The following is a 12,730-nucleotide window of genomic DNA, read 5'->3' on the forward strand; positions in this document are numbered from 1 at the left end:
CGGGCCGTTTCCGTGTGCAGGCCGTGGGGCCGTCAGTTCACGTTGACCGCGCTCCACGCCGCGGCCACCGCGTTGTACTCGGTCGAACCATTGCCGTACAGGGCGGCAGCCGCATTCAACGTGGCGGTGCGGGCACCGGCGTAGTTGGTGCTGCTGGTCATGTAGGTGGTGATCGCCTTGTACCAGATCGCCGCCGCCTTGGCGCGGCCGATGCCGGCCAGCGAGGTGTTGCCGTTGCAGACCAGCGAGGCCGGGGTCAGGTTCGCCCAGGTGCCGGCACCGAAACCCGCCGGCACCACCGCGCCTTCCGCCAGGAGGTAGAAGAAGTGGTTGGCCGGGCCGGAGCTGTAGTGCACGTCGATGCTGCCGATGCCGCTGTAGTAGCAGTCCGCAGAGCGCCCATCCAGGCTCGGCTTGAACATCCAGCGGATCGCCTTGCTCAGGTTGGCATTGTTCGGGAACAGCTCCTCGCCGATCACGTAGTCCGGCGTGTCCTCGGGGTTGTTGGCGTAGAACTCGACCATGGTGCCGAAGATGTCGGAGTTCGACTCGTTCAGGCCGCCGGACTCGCCGCTGTAGGTCAGGTTGGCGGTGCGGCTCATCACGCCGTGGCTCATTTCATGGCCGGCCACGTCCAGCGCCACCAGCGGCAGGATGCTCGCGCCGTTGTCGCCGTCGCCGAAGGTCATGCAGAAGCAGGAATCGCTCCAGAACGCATTGGCGTAGTTGCGGCCATAGTGGACGCGGCTGATGGCGCCCTTGCCGTCATTCGCAATCCCCATGCGGCCGAAGGTGTTCTTGTAATAGTCCCAGGTGGTGGCCACGCCGTAGTGGGCGTCCGCGGCCACGGTCTGCGAGTCCGACAGCAGGTTGTTGCCCCAGATGTTGGTGGTGCTGGTGAACACCGTGCCCATGCCCGAGGTCTTCATCGCCATGTTGTGGGTGGCGCCGCCACCGCGGGTGGTGTCCACCATCTGGTAGCTGCTACCGCTGCACTGCGCGGTGTTGATCACGACGTCGGCCAGGGTCAGGGTCTTGCCGGTGCCCACGGCCGGCGTGGTGCAGGTGCTGCTGCCGCCCGGGCCCGGCTTGGCGGTCTGGATGCCGTCCCATTGGTTGAGGATGCGGCCGCTGTTGGCGTCCACGATGTAGTGCATCTCGGTCGGGGTCTGGTCGGCCTTGATGCCGTTGAACACCACCTCATGCGCCAGCACCGGCGCGACGCCGGCGGCATAGACGACCGTGCGCGCGGTCGGCGCGCCGAGGAAGCGGGTGCCGAAATGGGCGCCGGCCTCGACGATCGCCTGGTCGCGGTTGAACTTGCCAACCAGCGCCGGACGCGCGGCGGTGGACAGGGTCTGGCTGATGCCGGTCAGCTGGCCGTTGCGCGCGTGCACGACCATGTCGCCGCCGATCACCGGCAGGCCGTTGAAGGTGCGGTCGTAGCGGACGTGCTCGGTGCCGTCGGCATCGACGATCACGTCGCGCACGACGAAGGCATCACCGCTGGCCTTGCGCGCCAGCGTGGCGTGGTTGCCCACCAGGGCGTTGGCGCGGGTGATCACCGCGGATTTCTGGAGCGCCGCCGCATCGGCCGGGGCCGCGGTCACGGCGAGGGCGGAGGCGATGGCGAGGCACAGCAGGCTTGCTTGGACTTTCATGACGCGTTCTCCGTGGTGATCGAACCCGACGCGGAGCCCGCGGCGGGAAGGGGTGTACCGCTTTTGCGACGGGCGATGCGCCCGCCGTTTGCGACCGCTGCCGGTGCGCTGATGCGCGCCGGCGCCTGCAACACGGCGTCGTCGAAGTACGACACGCGCAGCTGCAGGCCGCGAGGTGAATATCCGATGAATACCGCATCGAAACCGGGCTCGACCGCACGTTTATACGCCGCGGCGATCTTGGGGTTCTCGATTTCCAGCAGGATGCCCAGGCTTTCCGGCTGCTTCAGGCCGGCGTTGTAGTCGTGCAGCACCTGCTTGCAGCGCTGGAAAAACTTCAGGATGTGGCCGCGCCCGCGCAGCTGCGGGGCGAAGAACTGGCGGTAGTAGTAGGTGGGCTGGCGCAGGCGCGGAATGACCTTCACCAGCGCAGTGCCGACCCCGCGCAGCACGCCCTTGTCATCGCGGGCGATACAGACCGCTTGCTGCGCACGCTCACGCGCGATGGTCTCGTCCGCGATCGCCTTGTGCTCGCGCCAGAACGCGACCAGCTCGTCCGCCAGCTCCGGCGTCACCTGCTTCCAGACCGGGATGAACTCGACCTTCACTTCTTGCCGCCCTTGCCCGCGTCCTGTTGCGGCGCCAGCGTCTGCACCAGCTTCACGTATTCGGCGAACTCGAGCTTGCCGTCGCCGTTGGCGTCGAAGCGGGCCAGCTGCGGCGCGGCCTTGCCGGCCTGCTTGATCAGCACCAGGTTGCCGTATTCGCTGGCGTCGATGGCGCCGTCGTGGTTGGCGTCGATCGCCGCGAACTGCCGCCGCAGCGCCTGCTCCACCCGCAGCGCGGCCTGCATCTGCTCCCAGCCGGCGCGGAACTCGACCAGCGACAGCTGGCCATCGCCGTTCTTGTCCCAGGCCTTGAAGGTCGCGGCCACCGGATCGGGCGTGGCGGTGGCTGGCGCGGGAGCGACCGGCTTGGTCTGCGCCTGCAGCAGCGCCGCCGGCAGCAGGCCGGCCAGCAGCAGGGCGAGGGAACGCACTCGGCTCATGCGACGGCCGCCTCCACGGGGATTTCGGATTCGAAGGTGATGAGGTCGCGGATCTCGTTGGTGCGCAGGCCGATCATCATCGGGTGCTTCACGTTGGGCAGGAAGCTGATGTCGAAGATCTCGGTGATGTCGCCATCGAACCGGATCCAGTTGGTGACGTCGCCATTGGCCAGCGACACGATCTGCACCCCGCACCACGGTTCGGCGTCGCGCTTCTTCAGCTCTTCGTCCAGCTGCAGGCCCTCGAAGCGCTGGTTGCGCGGCTTCGACAGGCCCACCGCGGCGACGTTGCCGATGATCGACAGCCCGCGCGCGAAGCCCGGCACGAAGGCATGCGGCACGAACGCCTTCTTCTCGAAATCGACCCAGCCCAGCTGGCCGGTGCCGGCGTTGAGCAGCCACAGCTTGCCGTTGTGCCAGCGCGGCGAGTGCGGCATCGACAGGCCTTCGCAGACGATCTCGTCGGTCTGCACGTCGATCACCACGCCGCCGTCGCGGCGACGCTCGCGCCAGCCATCCACGCTGTCGCTCTTGCACACCGCGGTGACGTACTTGGGCTCGCCGTCCACCATCGCCAGGCCGTTGAGGTGGCAGCGGTCTTCCGGGGCCAGCTTGCTGATGAACTTCGGCTTCCAGATCGCCTTGAAGCTGTGGGTCGGGCTGAGCTCGGCCAGGCAGGAGTACTTGGTGTTGACGAACACCACCCGACCATCCTTGCGGATGCCCAGCTCGTGGATGTCGAGGTCGCCGATGGTCTGCGCGTTGCGCGGCACGTAGCACTTGTCGAACTGGCCGTGGATGACCTCGTTCGGGCGCAAGATGTTCTCGAACCGCCACAGCTGGTAGAGGCCGCCGAGGTAGATGCGCTGGGCGTTGCCGACTACGCCCATCGCGCGCTCGAAGATGCGCTCGAAGAACGACACCCGGCCCTGCTGGTCGCTGCCGACGAGGTAGATGCGGCCGGTCTGGTAGGAGGTGATCGCCAGCGACAGCCGGTTCTGGCCGAGCCAGCCGGCAAGCCCGCGCGAGCAGCTCTTCTCGACCCGCAGCTTGGTGAGATCGCGCGGGGCTTGCGGTTGCTGCGGTTGCGCGGGCGCCGCCGCCTGCGCGGCAGGCGCCGGTGCCGGGGCCTCGTTCGCGATGGCATCCAGCCCGGTCTCGAGCTCGGGCTTGTCCTGGTTGGACTGGATCTGGGGGTCGTTCTGCGGGTTGTTTTCGTTGGACACGTGTTTTCCAGACTGCAGATGCCCGGCCCGGGCCCGGCGTCATGCCAGGCCCGGTACCGCGGCGATTACCAGGAGTAGCGCAGGTTGGCCTGGGCGCCGACCACGCTCTTGTACGGGCCACCGTCGTTCCAGCTGGCGCTCAAGGTGAAGCCGAAGCCACCCTTCTGCATGCCCACGCCCAGCTCGGCCATCGCGCTGCTGCCCTTCAGGGTGGTGCTGCCACTGAACACATTGGCCACCGTGTAGGTGCTGGTGCCGCTGAAGTCATGCACGGCGCTGATGGTGGCGTACGGCATCCAGCGCACGTCGCCCGACACATAGGTCTTGTTCAGCTCCAGGCCCAGGCGGCCGCGCTCGAACGTACCGCCATGCACCACTAGGGTGTCCAGGCCGCCGGTATAGGTGGCGTCCTCGACCTTGGTGCGGGTGTACTGCGCCTGCGGCACCAGGTTGAAGCCGCCGACGTTCCATTCGTACCCGGCTTCCAGGCTCATGGCATTGACATGGGCACGGCTGGACATGGTGCCGGCCGAGGTGGACAGGTGGATGTCGGGCGCCATCTGGCGCGCGCTGAAGTCCACGTACCAGCCGTTCGGCACATACCAGGTCAGATAGCCACCGACCGTCATCGCATGCATCCGGCTTTCACCGCTGCCGCCACCGGTCAGGCGCTGGCGGCCGTCCATGCTGCCCAGCACCAGGCCGGCATGGAAGTTGCCGAACAGGTTGGCGTTGACGCCGACCTCGCGGCCCCAGCTGGCGGTATCGAAGTCGAAGTAGCCGCCGTTGCCGAAGTTGCTGGCGTGCTTCTGGGACACATCGCCCTGGTCGGCATACACGCGGACGAAGGCGCTCATCACCTTGCCGGCATCGCCGTACGGATTCACGCCCAGGCGCTGGCGGAAGGTGCCCATCTGCGCGTTCATGAAACCGGCCATGCCGGACGCGGTGGACGCGCCCAGGGAGCCGCTGTCGCTCAGCCCGTTGACGGACATGCTGATCGAGAACACGTCATCGGCGGTGTTGGCGGTGTTGATGGCGCTGTTGACCGCCAGGCCCAGGGTCAGGAAGTTCGCGTTCGCGTTGTAACCGATGAATTGGCCTGCCACGAAATTACCCGCCGCCGAGGTGCCACTGACGTTGGCGAAGGCGATATCGGTGGTCATCGACGTCGGCAGCCCGGTGAACTGCACGTTCACGGTCTGCTTGGCGTTGGCGGCCACATCCCCGTTCACCACCAGCTGATCGGCGGTGTTGGTGTTCAGGTTGACATCGATGTTCATCGCCCCGGCACCGGCCAGGGTGCCGTCCAGGGTCAGGCTGTCGGTGGTGACGCCGTTCTGGAAGTTCACCACCCCGGTGTTGTTGAAGGTGCCGCCGTAGGTGTCGATGCTGTTGCTGCCGATCACCTGCAGGGTGCCGGTGTTGTTGAACACGTTGGTCTCGGCCGCCAGCGGCGCGAACAGCGGGACCATCGGGCCCATGCTGATGCTGCTGTTGGTCATCTTGATCAGGCCGGCATTGTTCACCGTGTCGTCGCCGGCGCCGAAGGCGATGTGGCCGCCGTTGAGCAGGACCTGGCCGCCCGCCGCGTTGTTCAGGGTGTCGTTGCCGTCCCCGAAGTCGCTGTAGGTGGTGGCCCCGACATCCCACACGCCCCCGGCCTTGTTGTTGAACACGTCGTTGCCGCCCAGCAGGGCCACGTTGCCGAGGATGCGGCCGCTGTTGTTGATGGTCTCGACCGCATTGCTGCCGTACACCGCGAACGCGTAACCATCGGCGCCACTGGCGCTGATCACGCCGCCCGCCATGTTGTTCAGGGTGCTGGTGCCGTACACGTTCTCCATCAGCACGCCGGCGTTGTAAACGCCGCCGCTGGCATGGACGATGCCGGCGTTGTTGATCACCACGGTGCCGTCGTAGCTGGCGGCATGCACACCGATCGCTGCGCTACCCCCGGCGGCCTCGATATGGCCGGTGGCGGAATTGTTGACGGTCACCGTGCCGTATGCGCTGTAAGCCAGCACGCCTTGTGCCTGGGTGTAGCTGCCGCCTGTTGTCGCCGTGATGTTGCTGCTGTTGCTGACGGTGACATTGCCGTAGGCGCCGGCATAGATGCCGATCGCATTGGCATAGTCGGAAGTCGCGGTGATACCCGCCGTGTTGGTCACGCTGGCGTTACCGCCGTAGGACATTGCCTCGATGCCGGTCGCGCCGAGATAAATGCCGCTGGCGGTGATCGTGCTGGCATTGCCGACCTGGACATTACCGTACACCGAGCTGGCATTGATGCCCGTGGCCATCCCGGTCGCCGTCGCGACAATGCTGCCTCCGGTATTGCTGACCACGGTGCCGTGCACCGAGATCGCCTCGATGCCCGTCGCGGCGTAGTAGCCGTCCACCGTGATGCTGCCGCTGTTCCCCGCCTGCGCGATGTCGCCGCGCACGAACATGCCGTAGGCGGAATAGCCGGTGTAGTAGCCGCCCGGGAAGTCGGTGGCGTGGATGCTGCCGCTGTTGACCGCAGTGGCGGTGCCGTAATCGGCGCGGGCGAACACGCCCACCGCGACATTGCCGCCGCTGCTGACATCGATGCTGCCGCTGTTGCTGACGCTGGCGTCGCCCTGCAGTGCGACCGCGAACACGCCGGCGGACTGGCCGTAGGCATAGCCTTCGATGCTGCCGGCATTGTTGACCATCACGTCGCCCTGGCTGGACACGGCCAGGATGCCGAAACCACGGCCGAAGTAGGAGTAGAACCCGATGTCCGCGCCCGCCCGGTTGCTGACCATCGCATCGCCGGTACCCGCGGAGGCATACACGCCGAACGCGTACTTGTCGCCATTGGCGTACAGCGAACCGCCGTTGACCACGGTGACATCGCCGAAGGCGCGCGCATCCACCGCGGTCGCCTGGTACTTGCTGGTGACATTCACCGTGCCGTAGTTGCCGACGGCCGCGTTACCGTTGGCGGAGAAGGCCGTGATGCCGGTGGCGCCGTAATAAAGCGCGGCGGTATTGGTGACTTCGAGATCGCCATGGTTGATGACGGTGGCGTCGCCGGCGAACGACAGCGCCGCCAGGCCGGTCGCCAAGCCGTCTGAGCTCACCGTGACGGTGCCGGTGTTGTCGATGAACGCATCACCGTCGGCCGAGGCAAACACGCCATACGCGCCGTACCCGTACTTGTTGGCCTGGCTGACGGTCAGGTTGCCGTCGTTGTAGACCTCCACCACGCCGCCCAGGCCGCTGGCCACCGCGCTGATGCCATTGGCGCCGAAGATGCCGCTGGCGGTGATGTCGCCGCTGTTGTCCACCAGCACCACCGCGCCATCGCCATTGCTGCTGACGTTGATGCCGTTGGCCAGCTGGGTGCCGTAGTAGTACGTGTTGCCGCTGTAGCTGTCGTAGTAGCTGGTCAGCCCGCTGCCGGAGACGATGTCGCCACTGTTGACCACCACCGCGTTGCCGGCCGACTGCACGAAGATGCCGTCGGTGTAGCCGCCTTCCACCGAGATCGCGCCGCTGTTGGTCACGCGCACGCCGTAGCTGCCGCCGGTGGCATAAATGCCGAAGGCCTGGCCGCCGTTGGCGTAGCCCAGGGAGTTGCCGTAGTAATCCACCGCCTGCTGGAACGGCATCGTGTAGGCGGTGATGTCGCCGCTGTTGGTGACGCGCGCGTACGCGGTGCCCTGCGCCTCGATGCCCGCGCCCCAGGCGTAGCCGCCCGCGGTCAGCGCACCGGAATTGTCCACGTCCACCACGTAGCCGGAGGCGAAGATGGCGTCGGCGATGCCGCTTCCGGAATAAGCGGTAATGGCGCCGGTGTTGTGCACGCTGGCCATGCCGTAGACGCTGTAGGCGTACAGGCCGATCGCATTCGCAGGGCTGTACATCGAGTAGAAGGTTGCCGCAGTGACATCGCCGCCGTTGTCGATGCTGGCATCGCCCACGATCGTGTAGGCCTTGACGCCGGTGGCCGGGCCCACCAGCGACAGCGCGGTGACGCTGCCGGTATTGCTGACCGCGGCATTGCCCAGCACGCTCTCGGCATCAATGCCGCTGGCGCCGCCATAGATCCCGATCGCGCTGACGCTGCTGGCGTTGGTGATCGTGGCGTCGCCGTAGAAGGCACTGGCGAGCTCGCCGATCGCCTGACCCAGGGCGAAGGCATCCACGCTGCCGTCGCTGCTGGTGATGGTGGCCGAGTCCATTGCGCTGGCCGCCACGCCGATCGCAGCGGAATAGCCATCCGCCGACACCGTGCCGCTGTTGTTCACCGCCGCGTCCATGCCGCGCGCGATCACGCCATAAGCCACGCCGCTGTTCGAGTAGGCCAGGACGCTACCGCTGTTGTCGACGCTGGCCATGCCGTTGTCGGCGCGCGCGAACACGCCGACCGCGGCGCTGCTGCCGCTGTAGGCGGTGATGCTGCCGCTGTTGTCGACGCTGACGTCGCCATAGCTGGACACGCCGAACACGCCCACCGACTGCCCGCTGACGTAGGTCACGATCTCGCCACTATTGTCGATCGCGACATTGCCGTTGGTGCTGACGCCGAGGATGCCGAACGCGGTGCCCGAATACCCGCCGGTGTAGGTGGCATAGATTGTGCCACTGTTGTCCACGACCACGTCGCCATTGCCCGACTGGGCGCGAATGCCATAGGCGCGCCAGGCATCGACCATGATGTCGCCGCTGTTGTCGGCGGTGGCACCGGTCAGGCCGCCCACGTCCATGCCGACGCCGATGTACTTGGTGGTGACGTCGATGCTGCCGCTGTTGCTGGCCATCGCGCCGCCGTTGCCGGAGAACGCGACCACTCCGTAGGCGTTGTAGAGGAAGAACGCCGTCGAATCGACCGTGATGTCGCCCGAGTTCACGACGCTGGCATCACCGGCGAAGGACAGCGCAACCGCGCCCGCAGCCGCACCGGCCGAGTTCACCGTGATCGAGCCGGAGTTGGTGATCAGCGCATCGCCATCCGCCGACACGAAGATGCCGTTGGCGCCATAGCCGTACTTGCTGCCCTGGGCAACCGTCAGGTTGCCGCTGTTGTCCACGCTGGCGGTGCCGCCGAGGCCGCTGGACACCACCGAGATGCCGGTGGCGCCGTAGTAGCCGAACGCGGAAATATCGCCGCTGTTGGTGATGTCGACCGCCGCGCCGACCCCGCCGCTCATCGCATCGATGCCGGTCGCAAGCGCGCTGTAGTAGCCACCGGCATACACGTAGCCGGCGGTGATGTTGCCGCTATTGCCCAGCGTGATGCTGCCGCCGGCGGAGCTGGCATAGATGCCGGTCGCGTAATAGCCCTGGGCCTGGATATTGCCGGTATTGTCGATGCCCACCCCGGCATCGCCGGTGGTGTAGATGCCGAACGCATGCGCGCCGGCCGCGCGCGCATAGGCGGTGATGTCGCCATCGTTCTGCACGCTGGTCATGCCCGTGCCCTGCGCCTCGATACCGGCCGCCCAGGTATTGCCATTGGCATAGAGCGCGCCGGAATTGACGATGCTCACATCGGCACCGGAGGCGAAGATGGCATCGGCCAGGCCATTGACCGAGATCGCGGTGACATCGCCGCTGTTGGCGATGCTGGTATTGCCGTACAGCGAATAACCGTACAGGCCGATCGCATTGCCATTCACGGCGTAAGCGAACACCGGGCCGCCGTTGCTGACCGACACATCCCCTACGCTGCTCAGCGCGCGGATGCCGGTGGCACCGGTGCGGCCCACGGCGGTGATTTCACCGCTGACATCGACGGTCGTGCCGTAGTAGCCGGACGCGGTGATGGCCGTTGCGGTGCCCTGCTGGCTGATCGCGGTGACGTCGCTGGCGCCGTCCACCAGGACCGTTCCCGCCGAGGCACTGGCGCTGACGCCGACCGCCGTACCATTGGCATAGGCCGCGATACCACCGCCGACGTTGTGGACCGTGGTGCCGTACACGGACTGCGCGACCTCGCCGAACGCCGCGGTGTTGCCGCGGGCGACGATGTTGCCGTTGTTGGACACCTCGGCATAGCTGCCGCTGGCGAACGCGCCAAAGGCCTGCCCGTTGTTGCTGGTGGCGTAGATATCGCCCGTATTGCCGATGCTCGCGGTGCCGTTGCTGGCCACCGCCAGCACGCCGCGCGCGGTGCTGTTGACCGACACCACGTTGATCATGCCGCCGTTGCTGACGTCGATGTCGCCCTGCGGCGCCTGCGCCAGCACGCCGTAGGCCTGGTTCAGCGCCAGGCCGGCGATGTAGCCCTGGTTGTCGATGCTGATATTGCCATCCGCCGCGTACGTCCACACGCCCCAGCCGCGGCCGGCGGCGGAGAAGAACTCGATGGCGCCATAGGCATCGTTGTTGACCGTGATGTCGCCACCGTTGGCCAGCGCGTACACGCCCAGCGCCAGGGTGCGGCCGCGGGCATAGATGGTGCCGCTGTTGTCGACGGTGATGTCGCCGCCGCCGGAGATCGCCTTGATGCCGTTGGCGCGCCCGGAGTTGGCACCGCCCGCGGTGGTGATCGCGCCGATGTAGCCGCTGTTGTTGACGCTCAGGTCGCCGTAGCCGCTGATGTCCACGCCGCTGGCCACGCGCACGCCGGTGGCCTTCACGAACCCGGAATTGTCCACCGTGGCGCTGCCGTAGCCGCCGGCGGCCAGGATGCCGGTCGGGGACACCGAGGTGCTGTTGATGTTGCTGGAGACGACCACGCTGCCGGAATTGCTGACCGAGGCCTCGCCGGTGGTGGACAGCGCCGCCAGGCCGAACGCAGGCCCGCGCGAGGTGACCGTGATATCGCCGGAATTGTTGATCCCTGCATAGGCATCGCCAGCGGCCAGGATGCCGTAGCCGCCGTAGCTGGTGATGGTGCGGTTCTGCTGGACCACGATGTCGCCATCGTTGTTGACCACCGCGCTGCCGCCGACGCCCGAGGCCACCGCGGAAATGCCGGTGGCGCCGTACACCGCCGCCGCGTGGATGTAGGCGCTGTTGTCCACCTGCACCACCGCATCGGTGCCGTTGGAGGAAGCGTAGATGCCCCACGCCAGCGCACTGCCGGTGATGGTGCCGGCATCGATGCTGCCGCCGGCATAGTTGGCGATGGTGACATCGCCGCCGGATTCGGCATGGATGCCGGTCGCGTAATACCCACGCGCGGTGATGTTGCCCGCGTTGACCACGCTGGCGCTGGCATCGCCCGTGGCATAAATGCCGTACGCCAGGCCATAGGTTGCGGTCGCCGTGATGCTGCCGGTATTGGTGACGCTCACATCGTTGCCAGCCTGCGCCTCGATGCCCGCTGCCCAGTAGTAGCCGGTCGCGGTGAGGCTGCCGGTATTGATCACGGTGACGTCGCTGCCGGAAGCGAAGATGGCATCCGCCAGCCCATTGGGCGCGTCGGCCACGATGCTGGCCGCGTTGGTGATGGCGACATCGCCGGAGAGCGCGTAGCCGTAAATGCCGATCGCATTGCCGAAGTCGGAATGCGCGCTGATGGCACCGAGCGCGCCGTTGATGATGCTGACGTTGCCGGTGTCGCTGTAGCCGTAGATGGCCGTCACGTCACCGGCGCCGGTCTCGATGATCGGCGTGTTGTTGACGATGTTGACGTCGCCGGAATAGTGCCCGCCGATCAGGGTGGGAGCCGGCGCGCCGCCCGCAGGCACCAGGCCCTGCACCGCGGTGAGGTCGAAGACGGGGGCGAAATCGATGGCCTGGCGCTCGACCCGCAGCGCATGCATGGCCGCTGCCGATTGCGGGGTCGCTGCCGCTGCGCCGCCACCGAAGCCGATCGCCAGGGTCAGCGCGGACACTGCCAGTGCCGAGCGCACGGCGCGGGTCACGGGGGCGACCTTGATGGTGCGGCGGTTGCGCGCCTTGCCCGACGTGCCGACGTTGCGGATCTCGCTCATGTTGAATCCCCCATCCATTGAAGTGTGTCCCGCGTTGCCCCGGCGGCCTTCCAGCCGCTGCAGCATGCCCTCGCGATGCTGGCGCCTGTCCGATGCGGATCCCCCGGCCAGGCGGCTTGAAGGTCGGTTTATCGCCGCTGAACGGGCGGCCTGTCAACTAGGTCACGGTTTGAGTGCGCTCTGAAGCTTTCCTGAATGGGCGACCACGCCGAAATCCGCGCGGAACCGCCCAGGTCCCAGGCAGCGGTGCCATGCCCCGTCTCGCATGGCGCGTCCGGTTTCTGGAATAATCGGGGCTGAATGGCCAACTTCGGCCACGACTTGCGGGGGCACTGTGCGCGCGTACGACTTGGCTTTCCTGAAGCGTTTCTCGATGGTGATCGCCTTCCTGTTCCTGGTGATGGTGGGCCTGATCCTGTTTGCCCACTACCTGAACGGCAAGGTGGTGTACCCGACCGATCCGATGGCCGAGCAGAAGACCCTGGCGCGGATCGCCCCGGTCGGCGCGGTGTATGCCGGGGCCACCGGCGCGGCGGCCCAGGCGGCGGCGGCGGCAGCGGCGGCGGCCGCCGCCGTGGCGAACGTGCCCTTCGGTGGGCGCACCGACGGCGCCGAGATCTTCAACAATGGCCCCTGCACCGGCTGCCACACCGCCGGCGTTGGCGGCGCGCCCAAGCTGGACGCCGCCGGGATCGGCGCGCGCGTGGCCCAGCAGGGCATCGACGAGCTGGTGAAGAAGGCGATCTCCGGCTTCCAGGGCAGCGTGGGCGTGATGCCGGCCAAGGGCGGCAACCCGGCCCTGACCGACGACCAGATCAAGGCCGCGGTCGAATACATGGTGGCGCAGAGCAAGAAGTAAGCGCGCCTGGCCGGCCCGCG

6 protein-coding genes are annotated in these 12,730 nt (G+C 67.0%); 1 reads left to right on the forward strand and 5 read right to left on the reverse strand.

Going from position 1 to position 12,730, the window contains the following annotated elements; translation table 11 throughout:
- Positions 1 to 32: 32 nt before the first annotated feature.
- The 5 genes from EDC34_RS03685 to EDC34_RS03705 all read right to left on the reverse strand — a co-directional run bounded on the left by EDC34_RS03685 (position 33) and on the right by EDC34_RS03705 (position 11,851).
- The gene (locus EDC34_RS03685) at positions 33 to 1,661 is read right to left on the reverse strand and encodes a M4 family metallopeptidase (protein ID WP_114959490.1); all 1,629 of its coding nucleotides are present in this window, start codon (positions 1,659 to 1,661) and stop codon (positions 33 to 35) included.
- Positions 1,658 to 2,269, reverse strand: coding sequence for a hypothetical protein (locus EDC34_RS03690; RefSeq protein ID WP_114959489.1), 612 nt, complete (start codon positions 2,267 to 2,269; stop codon positions 1,658 to 1,660). The genes EDC34_RS03685 and EDC34_RS03690 overlap by 4 nt, the downstream gene beginning before the upstream one ends.
- Entirely contained in the window at positions 2,266 to 2,709 is a 444-nt protein-coding gene (locus EDC34_RS03695) for an EF-hand domain-containing protein (RefSeq protein ID WP_114959488.1), read from the reverse strand. The genes EDC34_RS03690 and EDC34_RS03695 overlap by 4 nt, the downstream gene beginning before the upstream one ends.
- Positions 2,706 to 3,935: a TIGR03032 family protein gene (locus EDC34_RS03700; protein WP_240311049.1), complete on the reverse strand. Its 1,230-nt coding sequence runs from the start codon at positions 3,933 to 3,935 to the stop codon at positions 2,706 to 2,708. The genes EDC34_RS03695 and EDC34_RS03700 overlap by 4 nt, the downstream gene beginning before the upstream one ends.
- Positions 3,936 to 4,000: 65 nt before the next feature.
- Positions 4,001 to 11,851, reverse strand: coding sequence for a hypothetical protein (locus EDC34_RS03705; protein ID WP_114959487.1), 7,851 nt, complete (start codon positions 11,849 to 11,851; stop codon positions 4,001 to 4,003).
- Between the two features lie 334 nt (positions 11,852 to 12,185).
- Between EDC34_RS03705 and EDC34_RS03710 the strand changes: the two genes are divergently transcribed.
- Positions 12,186 to 12,710: a c-type cytochrome gene (locus EDC34_RS03710; protein ID WP_114959486.1), complete on the forward strand. Its 525-nt coding sequence runs from the start codon at positions 12,186 to 12,188 to the stop codon at positions 12,708 to 12,710.
- The last annotated feature ends 20 nt before the right edge of the window (positions 12,711 to 12,730 follow it).

Source organism: Thermomonas haemolytica (assembly GCF_004346265.1).
GTDB lineage: Bacteria > Pseudomonadota > Gammaproteobacteria > Xanthomonadales > Xanthomonadaceae > Thermomonas > Thermomonas haemolytica.